The sequence below is a fragment of the Actinoplanes sp. NPDC020271 genome, from assembly GCF_044388125.1.
GTDB lineage: Bacteria > Actinomycetota > Actinomycetes > Mycobacteriales > Micromonosporaceae > Actinoplanes.
In genome coordinates, this window is record NZ_JBIRWQ010000001.1 from 479,029 (window position 1) to 495,935 (window position 16,907).

The 16,907-nt window shown below is 72.4% G+C and carries 17 protein-coding genes; 6 read left to right on the plus strand and 11 right to left on the minus strand.

Features of this window, described 5'->3' with window-relative positions:
• Positions 1-22: 22 nt before the first annotated feature.
• Entirely contained in the window at positions 23-877 is an 855-nt protein-coding gene (locus tag ACH442_RS02085; RefSeq protein ID WP_396120692.1) for a phosphotransferase enzyme family protein, read from the minus strand.
• A 237-nt stretch (positions 878-1,114) separates the two neighbouring features.
• On the opposite strand from ACH442_RS02085, the gene ACH442_RS02090 reads away from it, so the two are divergent.
• On the plus strand, positions 1,115-1,801 hold the full coding sequence (locus ACH442_RS02090) for a Crp/Fnr family transcriptional regulator (protein ID WP_014441566.1): 687 nt from the start codon (positions 1,115-1,117) through the stop codon (positions 1,799-1,801).
• A gap of 485 nt (positions 1,802-2,286) precedes the next feature.
• On the opposite strand, the gene ACH442_RS02095 is transcribed toward ACH442_RS02090, so the two are convergent.
• Positions 2,287-2,967, minus strand: a complete 681-nt coding sequence (locus ACH442_RS02095; protein WP_396120693.1) for a lysophospholipid acyltransferase family protein — start codon at positions 2,965-2,967, stop codon at positions 2,287-2,289.
• 142 nt (positions 2,968-3,109) lie between these two features.
• Between ACH442_RS02095 and ACH442_RS02100 the strand changes: the two genes are divergently transcribed.
• Together ACH442_RS02100 and ACH442_RS02105 are read left to right on the plus strand one after the other, a co-directional pair.
• On the plus strand, positions 3,110-3,895 hold the full coding sequence (locus tag ACH442_RS02100; RefSeq protein ID WP_396120694.1) for a DUF308 domain-containing protein: 786 nt from the start codon (positions 3,110-3,112) through the stop codon (positions 3,893-3,895).
• Positions 3,896-3,981: 86 nt separating this feature from the next.
• Positions 3,982-5,400 (plus strand): trehalose-6-phosphate synthase, encoded by a 1,419-nt coding sequence (locus tag ACH442_RS02105; protein WP_396120695.1) that lies wholly within the window; start codon positions 3,982-3,984, stop codon positions 5,398-5,400.
• A 236-nt stretch (positions 5,401-5,636) separates the two neighbouring features.
• Here ACH442_RS02105 and ACH442_RS02110 read toward each other — a convergent pair whose 3' ends face one another.
• Genes ACH442_RS02110 through ACH442_RS02135 form a run of 6 tightly spaced genes read right to left on the minus strand, consistent with a single transcriptional unit; the run spans position 5,637 to position 11,340 of the window.
• Entirely contained in the window at positions 5,637-6,494 is an 858-nt protein-coding gene (locus tag ACH442_RS02110) for an alpha/beta hydrolase (protein WP_396120696.1), read from the minus strand.
• A 52-nt stretch (positions 6,495-6,546) separates the two neighbouring features.
• Complete coding sequence (locus ACH442_RS02115) at positions 6,547-7,887, minus strand: flavin-containing monooxygenase (RefSeq protein ID WP_396120697.1); 1,341 nt, start codon at positions 7,885-7,887, stop codon at positions 6,547-6,549.
• 25 nt (positions 7,888-7,912) lie between these two features.
• The gene (locus ACH442_RS02120) at positions 7,913-8,590 is read right to left on the minus strand and encodes an endonuclease/exonuclease/phosphatase family protein (RefSeq protein ID WP_396120698.1); all 678 of its coding nucleotides are present in this window, start codon (positions 8,588-8,590) and stop codon (positions 7,913-7,915) included.
• Positions 8,591-8,606: 16 nt separating this feature from the next.
• Positions 8,607-9,557, minus strand: coding sequence for an ROK family glucokinase (locus ACH442_RS02125; protein ID WP_396120699.1), 951 nt, complete (start codon positions 9,555-9,557; stop codon positions 8,607-8,609).
• Between the two features lie 16 nt (positions 9,558-9,573).
• Entirely contained in the window at positions 9,574-10,860 is a 1,287-nt protein-coding gene (locus tag ACH442_RS02130; RefSeq protein ID WP_396120700.1) for a hypothetical protein, read from the minus strand.
• A 27-nt stretch (positions 10,861-10,887) separates the two neighbouring features.
• Positions 10,888-11,340, minus strand: coding sequence for an SRPBCC family protein (locus ACH442_RS02135; RefSeq protein WP_396120701.1), 453 nt, complete (start codon positions 11,338-11,340; stop codon positions 10,888-10,890).
• Between the two features lie 91 nt (positions 11,341-11,431).
• Here ACH442_RS02135 and ACH442_RS02140 point away from each other — a divergent pair, with 91 nt between their 5' ends.
• Both ACH442_RS02140 and ACH442_RS02145 read left to right on the plus strand, forming a co-directional pair.
• Positions 11,432-13,111 (plus strand): GAF domain-containing sensor histidine kinase, encoded by a 1,680-nt coding sequence (locus tag ACH442_RS02140; protein ID WP_396120702.1) that lies wholly within the window; start codon positions 11,432-11,434, stop codon positions 13,109-13,111.
• A 7-nt stretch (positions 13,112-13,118) separates the two neighbouring features.
• Positions 13,119-13,787, plus strand: a complete 669-nt coding sequence (locus ACH442_RS02145; protein WP_221326355.1) for a response regulator — start codon at positions 13,119-13,121, stop codon at positions 13,785-13,787.
• Here ACH442_RS02145 and ACH442_RS02150 read toward each other — a convergent pair.
• Positions 13,784-14,203, minus strand: coding sequence for a DUF4395 domain-containing protein (locus ACH442_RS02150; RefSeq protein WP_396120703.1), 420 nt, complete (start codon positions 14,201-14,203; stop codon positions 13,784-13,786). The two genes, ACH442_RS02145 and ACH442_RS02150, sit on opposite strands and share 4 nt — an antisense overlap.
• Before the next feature lie 7 nt (positions 14,204-14,210).
• Positions 14,211-14,714: a MarR family winged helix-turn-helix transcriptional regulator gene (locus tag ACH442_RS02155; RefSeq protein WP_396120704.1), complete on the minus strand. Its 504-nt coding sequence runs from the start codon at positions 14,712-14,714 to the stop codon at positions 14,211-14,213.
• 67 nt (positions 14,715-14,781) lie between these two features.
• On the opposite strand from ACH442_RS02155, the gene ACH442_RS02160 reads away from it, so the two are divergent.
• Positions 14,782-15,990 (plus strand): MFS transporter, encoded by a 1,209-nt coding sequence (locus ACH442_RS02160; RefSeq protein ID WP_396120705.1) that lies wholly within the window; start codon positions 14,782-14,784, stop codon positions 15,988-15,990.
• 353 nt (positions 15,991-16,343) lie between these two features.
• Here ACH442_RS02160 and ACH442_RS02165 read toward each other — a convergent pair whose 3' ends face one another.
• Positions 16,344-16,895, minus strand: a complete 552-nt coding sequence (locus tag ACH442_RS02165; protein WP_396120706.1) for a TlpA family protein disulfide reductase — start codon at positions 16,893-16,895, stop codon at positions 16,344-16,346.
• Positions 16,896-16,907 lie beyond the last annotated feature (12 nt).

Genomic DNA, 16,907 nt, shown 5'->3' on the forward strand with positions numbered 1-16,907 from the left:
TGCCGTACATCCTCGCCCATCGTCACCCGGGCATGGACTCCAGGGCCTCCCTCGCCAAGTCCAGGCCGGTCAGGCAGCCCCAGCGCGCCGATCGGTCGGCCAGCACGGCCCACCGCAGCCGCAGCAGGACGGGCAGCGCCACCTCCAGCTCGTCGGCCGCGACCGGTCCGCTCGCGCGGTAACTGTCCAGGAACTCCTCGGCCCGCTCGATCCCGCCCGCGTAGAGCACCGCCGCCGCCACGTCGTAGACGAGCGGGCCGGTCCCGCACGCGCCGCAGTGCATCAGGCCGGAGCGGCCGGTCGCGGCGTCCAGCACGAACGCGTCCGGGGCAGGGTCGCCGTGCAGGACCCCGTACGTCAACCGGTCCGTGACCGTCAGCCGGGTCGCCGCCGTGACCGCCCCCGCGACCGCACGCCGCAGCCACGGTTCCGCGTCGAGGTGCGGCGCGTCCGGGTCGATCGGCTGCCACGGACGCAGCCCCGGGTGCCGGAAGCCCTCCAGAGCCCGGTGCACGGCTCCCAGCCGCTCCCCCCACCACTGCTGGTCGACCGGGTCCGCACCGTCCAGGTGACGCCCGGGCGGCCGCCGCAGCACCGCCAGCGCCCCGTGCGCCGTCTCCACGGTCAGCGCACCGCCCAGCGTCCGCACCGGCTCGCCGGCCTCCATCCGCACCCCACGCAGGTGGACAGCGGCGGCCAGGCCGGCCTCGACCGGCAGCCGCGCGGCGCTCTCGGCGAGCCGGGCCACATAGCGGTCGCTCCCGGCGAGGACCTCCCAGCCGCGCGACATCACCGCCATCGGGAGCTCGGTGATCTCGGACGGAGAAAGGTGCCACTCGTCGCGGAGCACCGTTCGCACAATCTCGTCTTCCGGCACCGCGGGATTATCGCGGCACACCACTCAAATCCGACGGACAGCCAGGGCGACAATCACAGAAGGCGATGGGGTGTTTACAGAAAGCGACCGAAGGGACATGATCGTGGGTGGCGAGCTTCGATGTCCGGAGTAGAAATGGCGTTCGGAGCGCGTCATGTGCTAAGAGTGATCGTTCGCGTCGTGGGGCCGGCGCTCGCCGGGTCGACGCGGTCCCCAATCGGGGGAGGGATTAACGTCGTGGACCATCGCCTGCCGGATTCCGGCGACGCACTGACCGGCGTGGAGATGTTCGCCGGGCTTGAGCCGGACGTGCGACAGCGGGTCATCGCCACGGCGGTTCCTCGCCACTACCGGAAAGGGCAGATCCTCTTCGTCGAGCACGACCCCGGGGACTCCCTGATCATCATGAAACGGGGTGCGGTCGCGGTCTTCCGCACCGCGCCGACCGGTGAACGCGCGGTCCTCACCGTCGTGCGACCACCCGACGTCCTGGGCGAGGTGTCGCTGCTGGACGCGTCCACCCGCAGCGCCTCCGCCGAGGCCATCGAGGACTCGCAGGCGCTCTCGCTGTCCCGCGCCGCGTTCATGGACCTGGTCCACTCCAACCCGCGCATCCTGGACGCGGTGATGCGCTCCGTCGGCGGCCTGATCCGCCGCCTCACCGAGCAGAACGCGGACCACGTCTTCCTCGACCTGCCCGGCCGTGTCGCCAAGACCCTGGTCCGCCTCTCCGGCGAGAGCCAGGCCCCGATGATCACCATCGAGCTGAACCAGAGCCAGCTCGCGGAGATGGCCGGCGGCTCGCGCCAGAGCGTCAACCAGGCGATCGGCTCGTTCGCCAACCGCGGCTGGCTCCGGACCGAGGGCCGCCGCATCGTCGTCACCGACGTCCAGGCCCTCAAACGCCGCGCCGGTATGAACTGACGCTGGTCACTTCAGGTCCGGGCCGCTGCCGGTCCGGGCCGCTTCGATTTGCGCGTACGGCCGGAGCGGCGCCCGCCGCGACCCGGCCTCCCGTCCGTGTGCACGCGGCCACCGCTGTTGGTCCGGCCCCGGCCGCGCTCCCGGCCCCCGGCCCCGGCCGCGCTCCCGGCCCCGGCCGCGCTCCCGGTCCCGGCCGCTTGTCGCCACCGGGCACGCCGCTGACCGGCGGGCGCCGCAGCCGACGGTCGCCGCGTGGGGCCCGGGCGGCATGGGCCTACGCCGGCACCGGCCGGCGGGCGCCGCGCCGGGGCGCCGTGGCCGAATGTTGTCGCGGGCCGGCGGTCGGCGGGGTGGGACGCCGTGGCCGAGTGTTGTCGCGGGCCGGCGGTCGGCGGGGTGGGGCGCCGTGGCCGAGTGTTGTCGCGGGCCGGCGGTCGGCGGGGTGGGGCGCTTCAGGGCGTACGCGCCGATGGGCGGGAGTGGGGTCAGGCGGGCTGGGGGTCTTTGAGTTTGGCGGCGTAGACGTCCACGTACTCACGACCGGAGAGAGCCATCAGCTCGAACATGATCTCGTCGGTGATGGCACGCTCGACGAAGCGGTCGCCGCGGGACTGGGCGTAGCGGGAGAAGTCCAGCGGCTGGCCGATGCGCATGCGGACGCGCTTGACCGTGGGGATCAGCGTGCCCGTGGGCTGGATCTCGTCGGTGTTGAGCAGGGCCACCGGGACGACGACGGCGCCGCTCTCCAAGGCCAGCCGGGCGACGCCGGTCTTGCCGCGGTAGAGGCGGCCGTCGGGCGAACGGGTTCCCTCCGGGTAGATGCCGGCGATGTTGCCCTCGCGCAGCACCCGCAGGAGCGTGTCCAGCGCCGCCTGGGCCGCCTCACCGCCCGAACGGTCCACCGGGATCGTCCCCGCGCCGACGAAGAACATCCGCGAGAACCACCCCTTGATCCCCTTGCCGGTGAAGTATTCAGCTTTGGCGACGAAGGTCACTTTCCGCTTCATCACCAATGGGGTGAATATCGAGTCGGAGAACGAGAGATGGTTGCAGGCCAGGATCACCGGACCGGAGCGTGGCACGTTCTCCAGGCCCTCGACCTCGGGGCGGAAGACAAGCTTCAGTACGGGTCCGAGGACCACCAACTTGAGCAGCCAGTAGAACACTGCCGTCCTTTCAGCGGATGCCGCCGGCGTCCCGGGGCGCAAGAAGGGTACGAAGCGGGGGCGGCGCGCCACAACGCACTCCCGCAACAGGCGTCTGCCGTGTCACCATTCAAGGCACGGTCGGCTGGGAGGGTGTGCATCGGTGACAGCGGGCGGCGCCCGTCGCGGGCGGCGGGACAACGGACTCGACGCGACTGACTATGCGGTCGCGGGCGACGTGGACCCACGCGTGGGTGAGCACCTGCTCGACGTGCTGGCCGCCGGCGGCATCGCGGCCTATCTGCAACCCACGGCGGATCTGAACCCGATTCTGCGGGCGACGACCCTCCCGGCTCGGCCGATCGACCGGCTCTACGTCGATCGCACCCACCTGGATACCGCGCGGGAGCACCTTCAGCAGGTGACCGGCGGCCTGCCGGCGACCCCGCCGGCCGAGCCCGCTCCGGCGCCCCGGCCACAGGCCGAGGTGGACGCCGAGTGGGAGAAGATCATCGCCGGCTTCCACACCACGGTCGAGCCGGAGGCGGCGTCCTGGCCCGAGGCCGAGGGCACCACGTCGGACACGAAGGCCCGGCCGGTCGACGAGGAGGGGCGCCCGCTCAACCGGCGGCGCACCGACCCCCCGCCGGAGCCGGTCTTCTACCCGGTGCTGGACCCGTTCGGCTTCCCCGACGTGGCCGACGACGACGAGCGCTACGTTCCGCCGCCGCCCCCGCCGCTGCCGAAGATCTCGAAGTATGCGGCGTTCGGCATCCTCGGGGTGATCTTCGGGTTCGTCCTGTTCCTGTGCCCGACGCTGCTCCCGATCGACTCGTTCTTCGTGATGCTCTTCGGCTTCGCGGCGATCGTGGGCGGGGCGGCCACGCTGGTGTGGCGGCTCCGGTCCGGCGATGACGACGACGAGTTCGACGACGGCGCCGTGGTCTGAAGACGGCGCCGTGGTCTGAATCGGTCACGCTGCCCGGCCGCCGGGGGCATCGACAATCTTCGGTACGCGACCGGTAACCTACGGTGATGCGTCAGAGTTCGCTCGTCGTCGTCGCCAACCGACTGCCCCTCGATGACAGCGCCGCGCGGGACGGTGCCTGCGAGTGGCGCCGCAGCCCCGGCGGGCTCAGCGGGGCCCTGCACGCGATCCTGCAGCAGACCCCGGCCACCTGGGTCGGGTGGGACGGCGAGATAGGCCTGTCCCCCCGGCTGCCCGACATCGGCAGTGTGCGGCTGCGGCCGGTCGCGCTCTCCGCCGAGGAGCAAGCGGGTTACTACGAGGGGTTCGCGAACTCGACGCTGTGGCCGCTCTACCACGACGCGGTGCAGCAACCCGTGTTCCAGCGGGAGTGGTGGGAGACCTACCGGTCGGTCAACCAGCGCTTCGCCGAGGCCGCCGCCGAGGTGGCCGGCAAGCACGCCGCGGTCTGGGTGCAGGACTACCACCTGCAACTGGTGCCGCGGATGCTCCGGGAACTGCGGCCCGACCTGCTGATCGGCTTCTTCATGCACGTGCCGTTCCCGCCGCCCGAGCTGTTCATGCAACTTCCCCGCCGGGTCGAGCTGCTGCGCGGGATGCTCGGCGCCGACCTCGTCGGCTTCCAGCGCGAACAGGCCGCGCACAACCTGGCCCAGCTGGCGCAGAAACTGCTCGGGGCCGACGCCACCGACGACGCGATCACCGTCGGCGGGCGGACCGTGCGGACCGGCGCGTTCCCGGTCTCGATCGACGTCGGGGAGATGCGCGCCCTGGCCACCCGGCCCGACGTGGTCGCGCAGGTCAAGCAGCTCCGCCACGACCTCGGCGAGGCGAAACGGGTGCTGGTCAGCGTGGACCGGCTGGACTACACCAAAGGGATCGAGCACCGCCTGACGGCGTACCGGGAGTTGCTGCGGGACGGGCACGTCAAAGTGCGGGACACCGTGCTCGTGCAGGTGGCGGTGCCCAGCCGGGAACGCGTCGAGAGCTACCGGGACCTGCGGGACCGGATCGAGGGCGAGGTCGGGCGGATCAACGGGGAGTACGGGCGGGTCGGCGAACCGGCCATCCACTACCTGAACCAGCCGTTCTCACGGGCCCAGCTGGCGGCGCTCTACCAGACCGCGGACGTGATGGTGGTGACGCCGCTGCGCGACGGGATGAACCTGGTCGCCAAGGAGTTCGTGGCCGCCCGGGAGGACGGGGCGGGAGCGCTGGTGCTCAGCGAGTTCGCCGGGGCGGCGGCCGAGCTGTCCCAGGCCTACCTGGTGAACCCGCACGACGTGGATGATCTGAAACAGACACTGCTGCGGGCGCTGGAAGCCGGTCCGGAGGATCGGGCCGCGCGGATGGAAGCCATGCGGCGGCACATCGCCGAGCACGACATCCTGGCGTGGGCGCGAGCGTATCTGACCGAGTTGGATCACACGGGGCGGCTCGCGCGCCGCTTCATCGGCCGCCCCTGACCGCCGCCTCCGGCGACCGGCCACCGTGCCGGCGCCGTCTGCCGCGCGTGACCGAAGGCGACGGGAACGGTGACGAGGCGGGGGTGTGGACGGGTTTGGTGCTCTGAGCGGGACCACCCACGGACGTCGCCCTTGCGGGCCTCGCGTTCAGGGCCGGCCACGGCCCTGCGAGGACCGGAAGGGTCCCCGCGGGAGCGACGATCGGGACCACAGCGGAGACAGGCAATGGATCTCTTTTATTTGATCTGTTCGGTGAGCCAGTCGAGGATCGCGTCGATCGGTTCGGACCAGCTCAGCTCGAGCATCAGGTCGTGGCCCATGCCGGGGAACATCAGCGGGGCGCCGGAGTAGGCCGCGGCGGCGCGGTCGAGGGCTTTGCGGGAGACGACGCGGTCGTCCGGGCTGCCGATGACGAGCACGGGCGGGGCGCCGACCGGGCGGGGCGGTGCGGTGCGGCGGAGCAGTTCGGCGCGGGGTTTCGGGTCCAGGCGGGACAGGTAGTCGGTGGCCTGGTCCGCCGGGAGAGGCGCCTGGTCCGCCGGGAAAAGGGCCTCATCGGCGGGGGCAGTGGGCTGGTCAGCGGGGTGAGGACGCTGGGTGGCCGGCGGGCCGGAACGGAACAGCTGGCGGGCGGAGAGGCGGAGGCGGCCGCCGACCAGGGCGGGCACGGTGCCGGCCGGGTTGGCGCGCAAGGCTGAGCCGAGGGTGGACCAGCCGCCGAGCACCGGGGCGGACAGCACCGCGGCGCGGGCCGGGTAGCGGCCGAGGGCCCGGGCGACGACGAGCGCGCCGACACCGTGACCGACGAGGACCGTCTGGCGGGGCAGGGACGCGGCGGTCTGGACCACGTCGTGGACCTGGGTGCGCAGGTCACCGCCGGGGCGTGGGGTCAGGGCGTGCGCCGGGAAGCCGCGGCCGGCGGTGTGCGGGAGCCAGTGTTCGGCGAACGCCCAGGCGCCGTGGCCGAGGCCGGGGACGAACAGGATCGGCGGACGGCCCTCGTCGTCGTCCGGGAGCAGGGAGACCACCTCGCGGTCGGCGGGCGGGACCGGGTTCGTCCAGTCGTCGAAGCGGAGCAGATCGAAAGCGGTCACGACAACTCCAGGCCGATGCGGAGCAGATGGACAACGGTCAGATCGACAGTGGTCACGCCGGTTCCATCTCGTCGAGCAGGCTCTGCAGCGAGCGCAGATAGTCCAGGTGGTCGACCTCGAACCAGTGCCGCTCGGTCTTGATCACGCGCCGCTTCGACCAGGACCCCAGCGGCTTGGCCGACTCCTTCTGCTGGACCGCCGCGGCCTTCGCCGGGTCGGTGAGGCGCAGCCGCAGCCAGCGCGCGGTGGCCACACTCTGCCAGTGGGCGAGCGGGAACACGCCGGAGTCGGGCTGGACGAGGCCGATCACGGCGAGTGTCGGGTTCTTCCGGGCGAATGTGTGCAGGTGCAGGTCGGGGCGTCCGTGCTCGTCGGCGTCGAGCAGCTCGGGGGCGAGGAACTCGAAGCGCGGACGGTAGCCGGTCGCGGTGATCACCAGGTCGGGCTCGATGCGGCGGCCGTCGGCGAGTTCGACCGCGGCGTCGTCGAACGCGGTCACGTCCGGTACCGGGGTGATCCGGCCGTGGCCCAGGTAGTACGGCAACTGGCTGTTGACGATCGGGTGGCTCTCGTACGGCTGGTGGTCCGGCGACGGCAGCCCGAAGCGGGTCAGGTCACCGGTGGTCATCGCGACCGTGCGCCGGTACAGCCACTGGCGCAGGCGCAACGGCAGCCGCCACCGGAGCAGGCGGTCGTTGACCTGGTCGGCGGGGCGGCCGAGCACGTACTTGGGGGCGTACCAGTACCCGCGGCGCGTCGAGTGCCACACCTGGCGGGCCTGCTGGGCGGCTTCCACGGCGATGTCGCAGCCGGTGTTGCCACCACCGATGACCAGCACTTTCCGGTCGCGCAGGAGCGACGGATCCTTGTACGCCGAGGAGTGCAGCACCCGCCCCCGGAACTCCCCCGGGATCGACGGTTTGCGCGGGTCCCAGTTGTGGCCGTTGGCGACGATCACCGCGGCGTACCGGGACGTCCGCGACGATCCGCCGCCGGTCGACTGCGTGGTCACCTCCCAGCCGCCGTCACCGGCCGGGACCGCGGACACCACCTCCATCCCGAACCAGATGTGCTCGCCCAGCCGGAAATGCGCGGCGTACCGCTCCAGGTAGGAGAGCACCTGACTGTGGTGCGGGTAGTCCGGCCAGGTGTCCGGCATCGGGAAGTCGGGGAACTCGGTGAGCGGCCGCGACGAGATCAGGTGGGTGCCGGCATAGACCGGGCTGCGGTCGTGACGCCAGTTCCAGGCGCCGCCGACGGCGGTCTCCCGCTCGTAGCAGTCGACCTGGAAGCCCAGCTCGAGCAGGTTCTTGACGGCGGTCAGGCCGCTGGCGCCGGCGCCCACGACGCACACGGCGTCGCGACGGTCGCCCGGGTCCGGGGAGTCGTGCACCCGGCGATCCTGCCAGACGTGAGGCTCAGCCGGAAGGGAGCGAAAGGTCCGCGAGGACCGGTAAATGATCACTCGCGGCACGTGCCCGATCCGTCGCGATGATCTCGTAACGTTCGATGGTGATGTCCGGGCTGACGAAAAGCCCGTCGATGCGCCGGCTCGGCGCGGCCGCCGGGAACGTCGGCTCGTCGTCCTTCGTGGTGGCCAGCCCGTCCTCGACGGTGCGCCAGGCGCCACCGCCCGGGCCCTCGTTCAGGTCGGCCGCCACGATCAGCGGACCCTCGACCCGGCCCAGCTCGGCCTTCCACGCCGCGGCCTGCGCCGGGCGCTCGGCCGGATCGGTGGCCAGGTGCGAGCCGGAGACCGTGAACGACCCGCCCCGCACCCGGCACCCGGCGAAGAACGCGCCCCGCAGGTGCCGGCCCGGGGTCAGCGGATAGCGCAGATTCCACGTCTCACCGATCGCGACGCGCAGGCTGACCAGCAGCAGGTTGCCCAGCGCGGGCAGCCCCCCGGCGGCCACCACCAGGCCACACTCGCCGGCCAGGGCGGCCGACTTCTCCCGCCAGCGGAACCGGCGTGGGGCCTCCTGCACGACCAGGACGTCCGGGGCGAGCTCACGGACCAGGCCGACGAGTTCGGCGCGGTCGTCCTTCAACCCGTGCACGTTCCAGCTCAGCACGCGCAACGGCACCCCGGACATTCCGGCTTCCCCCGCCTTACCCGCGCCGGGCCAGGTCGGCCGCACCGACCACGCCGGCCACGTTGCCCATCTGGGCGGCGCGCACCTCGGCGACCGGGAAACGGTCACGCTGGGCGAGCTGATCACGGTACGTCCGCTCGGCCGGGCCCATCAGCAGCGGACCGGCGTCGACCACACCGCCGCCGATCACCAGGATCTGCGGGTCGAGGCTCTGCGCCAGGTCGGCCAGGGCGACCCCGAGCCAGTAGCCGATCTGCGCGAACGCGTCCATCGCGACACCGTCGCCACCCCGGGCCGCCTCGGTGATCTGCCGGCCGGTGATCGCCAGCGCGTCCCCGCCGGCCAGCTCCAGCAGCTTCGCGGCGCGCTCCGGCTCCTGCCGCGCGCCCGCCCGGGCGAAACGGACCAGGGCGTTACCGCTCGCGTACTGCTCGAGGCAACCGAGCCGGCCGCAGCCGCACGGGTGCCCGTCCGGCACCGACTGGATGTGACCCAGCTCGCCGGCGATGCCGTGCGCCCCGTGCCAGAGCTTGCCGTTCAGCACGATGCCGCCGCCGATGCCGGTGCCCACGGTGATCATCACCATCGAGTCGTCGGCGTGCTTGGCCACGCCGTAACGGAACTCGGCCCAGGCGGCGACGTTCGCGTCGTTCTCCAGCACCGTCGGCAGGCCGACCGCCTTCGACACGTAGTCCCGCAGCGGCTCGTCACGCCAGGCCAGGTTCGGCGCGAACAGCACGGTCGAACCGGCGGCGTCGATCCACGCGGCAGCACCGATCCCGACCGCGGTCGCCTGCGGGAACTGCGCCGCCAGCTCGGCGGCCACCTCGGCGATCGTGTCCCGGGTGCCGGCCGGGTCCTCCGCCGGTGTCGGCCGGCGCGTCGACGCCAGCACGTTGCCGTGCTCGTCGACCACCCCACCGGCCACCTTGGTGCCGCCGACGTCGATTCCGATGGTCAGCGTCACGCTGCCCGTCCCCTCTTCACACCGCGTCGTCGTCACGGGCGTCGTCGCCCGGTCGCACGCCACGATCCTCGGGCGCCTCGGCGCCCCGCTCATGATCCACGCTACGTCCCCCGGCCGCGCCGTCTGCGGCGGCCTCCGAGGTGACCACGGACCAGACATCACCACCCGGCTTGCGCCGGACATCCCCAGCCTTGCGCACTGCGGGCTTCCCGGCCGCCGGGTCCGCTTTTTCGTGCTCTTCCCGATTCGCGGGTACGGCCTGAGCCGCGCCCGTGGCGGCGCTCGAAGCCGCGCCCGTGGCGGCGCTCGAAGCCGTCCCCGCGGCGGCGCTCGAAGCCGTCCCCGCGGCGGCGCTCGAAGCCGTCCCCACAGCGGGGCTCGAAGCCGTCCCCACAGCGGGGCTCGAAGCCACGCCTGTGGCGGCCTCGCCGGGGGTGGCGCTCACCGGCGTGCCGGTGTCAGCCGTGCCGGGGACGGTGCTCGTCGCCGCGCCCGCGGCAGCGCTTCCGGCCGCCGCGCGGCGGGCGTCGGCCACCGCTTGCGCCACCGCACGCTCGGCGGCGCGCGCACGAGCCCGGGCGGCCTCGGCCTCACGGGCGCTCTCGGCGGTCGCGGCCGCCCACGCGTCGGCGGCCGGATCGGGCGCGGACGTCCCGGACGGCGCGGACCGGGGCGGGGCGGTCGCGCGAGTGGCGGCGGACCACGCCTGGTCGGGGCTCGGCGCGTGCCGGGCCGCTCCCCCACCGGGTGATTTCGGGGCGGGGCGGTCGTTCAGCACCGAGCCGGCCAGCGCGGAGAAGCCGCGGAGCATGCCGGCCGCGCCCGCGGCGATGTCACCGGCGCCGGTGGCGACCTTGAACACGGTTTCCGGGCTGGGGTTGCGGGCCGCCGCGATCGCCTTGCAGACCGGACAGACGCAGCACTCGGCGCTGCCGGTGGCCCAGCCGCTGCCGGGGTGGGCGGGATCACCGGGCTCGGGGCGGGACTCGCCGCGGGCCACGTTGTTGAGGGAGCCGAAGAAGCCGTCGACCAGGTTGCCGACCGCGGTCGCGGCACCGGAGACGGCCGAACCTGAACTGGACCCGCGCGAGCGGGAGGAGCCGGAGCCGGACGCACGTGAACGGGACGAGCCGGAGCCGGGAGAGCCAGACGAATCGGGCGAATCCGCGGCAGGGTGGGCGGCTGACGACGTACCGCCGACATTCATGGAGTCGCGAAAACCGCGAGTCGCGGCCGCCGAAGCGGCCCTCGCGAGGATCGCGGCCACCAGGCGCTCGGCCTCATCACGTGCCGAACCGGCCATAACGCCCTCCCCCAAGACGCCCGCGGGTCAGGCCGCGGGCAGGCTCTCCACGCGACGCTTGAGCTCTTTCAGCGCCGTGTCGATGATCATTTTCTCGGCCTTGCGGCGGAACATGCCGAGCATCCCGATCGCGAGGTCCACCGCCAGCGTGTACGTCACCGTGGTGGTGCCGTCGGCGTTCTCCACCAGGTCGTAGGAGCCCTCCTGGGACTTCTGCGTCTTGGAGGGCGCGACCAGGTGCCACTCGATCCGGGAGAGGTCGTCGGCGTAGGCATACTCCAACGTGTACTCGTCGGCCATCACGCCGGCGTCGATGCGGAAACAGACCTGGGCGGCGAAACCGTCCTCATACTCCTCGAGGACGGTGACCTGCTTGATCGCCTCCGCCCACTCGGGATAGCTCGGGAAGTCGCAGATGACCGTGGCCACCCGGGCCATGGGGGCAGCGACCTGGATCGACTGGGTCGTGGTGTCCGCCATGCACGGCAGGCTACCCGCTGCGTACGACAAAGCTCGCGACCGCCCCGTCGCCAGGAGGCCGTTTCGCGCCATCCCCGCTACCATCCGTGACGTGCCAGCCCTTACCAGCGGATCCACGCGTATCCGTCCGCTCGAAGCCGCGGCCCGCGTGATCATGCTCGCGCTGGTCGCCGTGCTCACCTACATCGCCACCAACGACGCCCGGCAGCTGGGCTGGGTCGCCCTGCTGGCGGTCGCCGCCCTGCCCGCCTTCGTGGCCCGGCGCCACCCCGTCCTCGCTCCGGCCGGCCGGTTCGCCGAGGTGATCGTCACCGGGGTGGCCGCCGGTTTCATCGCCCACGCGGCCAGCGGCGTGGCCGAGGGGTTCGGCGCCGAGGCGATTTTGCCGTACCTGGCCGTGCCGTTGCTCACCGCCGCGCTGCGCCGCCGGGTGACTGAGGGCGCGGCCCTGCTCGGCGTCGCCGCCGTGGCGATCGTGCTCGGCGGCGCCGTGACCGATCCGAAGACGGTGCTCGCCGGCACGGGCTATCTGGCGGCCGGCGGGCAATGGCTGGTGCTGGGCGCGATCGTGACGTTCGCCGCCGAGGCGATGCGTCAGTTCCTGCAGCCGGCCGAGATCACCCCCCAGCCCTACGCGGAGGCGACGCGCCTGCTCACGCAGCTGCGCAGCGTGGCCCGGTCGCTGCCGGGGGCGACCCTGGACCCGGGCGGCATCTCCGAGCACCTGCTGGAGGAGCTGCGCGCGGTCGCCCCCGGTCATCGCGCCGCGGTCCTGTCGGCCAGCGGCGGCGGCCGCCTGGTGGTGCTGGCGCAGACCGGCGCCGAGCGGGTCGACTGGGAGACGACGCTGGACGCGGATTCCGCGATCGCCGACGCCTGGGCCACCCAGCAGCCGCACGTGGCGAGCCGGTCGCAGGCCCGTACGCATCGCGGCGGCGAGGTGTCCTCACTGGTCATCCCGCTGGTCGCCGGCGTGCGCACGATCGGCCTGGTGATCCTGGAGGCGGACGCCCCGGGGGCGTACCCGCCGGCGGTGGTGCAGGCGGTGACCGAGGTGACCGATCCGGCCGCGCTGCGCCTGGAGGCGGCACTGCTCTTCGACGACGTGCGCTCGCTGGCCACCAACGAGGAGCGGCAGCGCCTGGCCCGGGAGATCCACGACGGCGTCGCCCAGGAACTGGTGATGGTCGGCTACGGGATCGACAACGCCCAGGCCACGCTGCCGGAGGGCGCCGAGGAGACGGCCGAGGAACTGCGGGCGCTGCGCGGCGAGGTGACCCGGGTGATCACCGAGCTGCGGCTGAGCCTGTTCGAGCTGCGCTCGGAGGTCGACCGCAACGGCGGGCTGGCCGCCGCCATCGCGGAGTACGCGCGGACGCTCGGCACCAGCGCCGGGCTGCGCGTGCACTTCACGTTCGACGAGTCGACCGCCCGGCTGCCGGCCGCGACCGAGGCCGAGCTGCTGCGCATCGCCCAGGAGGCGATCACCAACGCGCGCAAACACGCCGGGGCGTCGAATCTGTGGGTCACGTGCACGGTGGATCCGCCGTACGCGGAAATCGAAGTCTCTGACGACGGCAAGGGTTTCGCCGACAATCGACCCGATGGCCGGTACGGTCTCACCATCATGGCCGAGCGGGCCGAGCGCATCCGGGGTCGTCTCAAGATCACCCCGCGACACCCCAGCGGGACAACCGTCGCCGTAGTGCTCGGAACCCCGCCTCGGCGCGATAGCGTGCGGGATAGCGTTTCCGCTCCAGAAGGGGAGTAACCCGAGCATGTCGACCAGTCCTGCGCCGACGACGCGCACCAAGGTCCTCCTTGTCGACGATCACGACTTGATCCGTAAGGGGCTGCGACACGCATTCGAGCGCGACCGGCAGTTCGAGGTCGTCGGCGAGGCGGCGACGGCCGCGGAGGCGGTGCGCCAGGCGGGCGCGCTGCAGCCCGATGTCGTGATCATGGATCTACGGCTGCCCGACGGCAGCGGCCTGGAGGCCACCCGCGCCCTCCGGAAGAACAACTCGAACATGGGCATCGTGGTCCTGACCATGTATGCCGGCGACGACCAGCTCTTCGGCGCTCTCGAGGCCGGGGCCAGCGCGTTCGTGCCGAAGACGGCCCCCGCGGACGAGGTGGTGGCGGCCGCCCGGCACGCCGCGTCGGCGCCCAGCGCGTTCACCGCCGCCGACCTGGCCGAGGCGATGAAGCGCCGGCTCGCCCCGTCCGGCCCGCAGCTGTCCCCGCGCGAGGGTCAGGTGCTGCGGCTGCTCGCCGACGGCATGAGCGTCGCCGGGATCGCCAAGCAGCTGTTCGTCTCCGAGTCGACGGCGAAGACCCACATCTCGAAGCTCTACGAGAAGCTGGGCGCGGCGAACCGGGCCCAGGCTCTCATGACGGCCCTGCGCCTGGGGCTTCTGGAAGCTCCCGACGCCCCGAAGTTCTAGGCATTACCGACACTTTCGGCGTTTCTGCCTGTCAGCCTACGAATCCCCAGATAGGCCTCGCAGCCCAGGCACAACCCGAAAGCAGCGTTGAGGAACGCCGCGAGCAGCCCGAACGCCGCGGCGACAACGCCGAGAGTCTCCGCGCCCGTGAGGTATCCCCCCGCGGAGACGCTCAGGAACACGAAGCCGACCAGTTGCGCGAAACGGACCGGCGCCGCGGGCTCCTTCTCGCCGCTCGGCGTCCAGAAACGTCGGTAGACGAGGGCATAAGGGCCCCGCTTCGGGCGGTACGCGGTGATCGCGAAGACCACCGCCTGCGCCAGTGCGAGCCAGCCGGAGCCGGTGATCAGCACGAGCGCGACGACGATGCTGGTCATGGCCGCGGCGAAGCGCTGGCCGCGTGGGTCGATGTCCATGAACCCATTATTCCCCCAGGGATAGTAGGACTTTGCGCAGCAGGGCGTTGAGCTGCCTCAACTCGTCCAGTGAGAGCGCCCGCAACGCCTCCTGATCGCGCTCCATGCCCTGGAAGATGTAGCTGTTCCACTTGTCGCGCCCGGCGGGCGTGGGCCGGATCAGCACCCGGCGCCGGTCATGGGCGTCGATGGTCCGGGTCACCAGCCCGGCCGCCTCCAACCGGTCCAGGCGGCTGGTCATCGCCGCCCGGGTCACGTTCGCCGCCTCGGCCAGCTGCGCGGGAGTCGCCTCAGTGGGCCACGGCTGGACCATCAGCACATGCAGGGTCTTGTAGTCCTGCAACGTGAAGTCCTCCTCGCCGCGGGCGAACGCGGCCGCGTCGGCGCGCTCGATCCACCGTGAGATGTGCTTCATCCGCACGAGCGCGCCCTCGACCTCCGGCGCGAACTTCGGCTCGTCCTTCCAGAACGACGCCCACCGGGCCACGTGCTGGTCCACACCGTCTTCCATGACTCGATTCTGCCACGCGTCTGATTATTAGTTGCTTGATAGTTAGACGGTGAATTACTTTGACGGCATGACACGCGACTTCCGCCTCCTCGCCGCCGGGCAGACCCTGTCCTGGCTGGGCAACGGCTTCCAGACCGTGGCCCTCGTGGTCGCCGTCGTCACCCACGGCGGCACCGAGGACCTCGGCCTGGTCATGGCCGCCTCGATCCTCACCATGCTGGCCGGGGCGCTCTTCGGCGGCGTCTGGGCCGACCGGCTCCAGCCCCGGCACGTCATGGTCTTCTCCGACCTGGTCCGGCTCGTCGCCACGGCCGGGATCGCGATCATGTTCGCCGGCGGTGGCTACCACCTGGGGCTGCTCTGCGCGCTCACCGTCGTCTCGGCCGGCGCCGGCGCGTTCTTCACCCCGGCCATGAGCTCGCTCAAACCGCTGCTCGTCCCGGCACCGCAACTCCAGCGCGCCAACGCAACGCTGAGCATGCTGCAGACCGGCTGCGGCATCGCCGGCCCGGCCCTCGGCGGCCTCACCGTCGCCGCCTTCGGCGCGCCGACCGGCTTCGCGATCAACGCGCTCAGCTTCCTCCTGTCCGGGGTCGCGGCCGCTCTTCTGCGCGTACGGGCGGAGCGCGGCTCCCGCTCGCCCATGCTCCGTGAGCTGGCCGCGGGATGGCGGGAGATCCGCGGGCGGGACTGGCTGATCGGCGGCCTGCTCGGAGCGACCGTCTACCACGTCGCCAACGGGATGATCCTGGTGCTCGTCCCGGTCGTCGCCATGCATCGCCTCGGCGGGGCACACGCGATCGGCTGGATCTCGGCGGCCGAAGGGCTCGGCGGGCTGATCGGATCCGGGCTCGCGCTGCGCTTCCAGCCGCGGCGGCTGCTCCGGGCCGGATGGTTCACGCTGCTGCTGATGCCGTTCTGGGCGTTGTCGTACGTGTGGCCGGGCGTGCTCACCGCCGTCCTGGCCGGGGCGATCATCGGGTACGGCGGGCTGATGTTCTTCGGCGTGGCCTGGGAGACCGCCATCCAGGACCACGTGCCGCAGGCCATGCTCGGCCGGGTCGCCTCCTGGGACTACCTGACCTCGTTCCTGGCCATGCCGCTGGGGAATGCGCTGGCCGGGCCGCTGGAGGCGCACTTCGGGACGGACCGGGTGCTGGTCGCGTGCGCCCTCGTCCTCTTCCTCTCGGCCGCCTCCCAGCTGCTGATCCCCGGCTCCCGCAACCTCACCCGCGCCCCCGGGCCCGAGCCCGCCCCGGCCCTCGCCGCCGCCTGACGCCCGCTCCCCGACTGGTGCTCATCGTGGTTCCGAGGCACGAACAGCCACGGTGAGCACCGGCGGCCGGGAACGGGGCGCGGCCGCGAAGCGACCAACCGGCCACCTCGGAGGCTTCGACGGGCGGACTCCGCGGCCGCTTGAGCGCGTCGACGGGCGGCGGCGCCGGACCGGAGCCGGGGCGGGAGCCGTGGACGGGTTCGGTGCTCTGAGCGCGACCACCCACGGACGCCGCCCTTGCGGGCCTCGCGTTCAGGGCCGGCCACGGCCCTGCGAGGCCCGGAAGGGTCCCCGCGGGAGCGACGGTCCGGACCACGGCGGACCCAGGACATGAAGATCTTGATCTTTATCGGTCAGGCGGGGAGGAGATCGGCCAGGGCGGCGATCAGGTGCGGCTTGGTCGGAACGCCGGTGGCGCGGCGGGTGACCCGGCCATCGGCGTCGAGGATCAGCAGGGTCGGGGTGCGCCAGATGTTGAGCAGGCGGACCTCGTCGAGGTGGCTCTCGGCGTCGACCTCGACGTGCCGGATCTCCGGGAGCAGGGCGGCGACCTCGGCGCTGACGCGGCGCACGGCGCGGCACGGGGCGCAGAACGCGCTGGAGAACTGCAGCAGCGTGACCCGGCCGGGCTCGGCGCCGAGCCGTTCCAGCAGAGCCTGGTCCAGCTTGTCGATCGTGTCGGTCTCCGCGGCGTCGGTCATGCCGTCAGTCTGCTCCGGCCGGACGCCCGGCAGCACCGTGCTGTCCGCCACGCCGGGCTTCCGTTCCGAGGACGAGGACGAGGACGACGGCGGCGGTGCTGTGGTGACGGGGCGGAGGCGGCCGTCGGTGCGACGGCGCCACCAGCCGGCCGCGGTGCCGGCCGCGAGCACCACGCCGACGACCGTTATCCCTACCGTTTCCATGGGACTACTGTG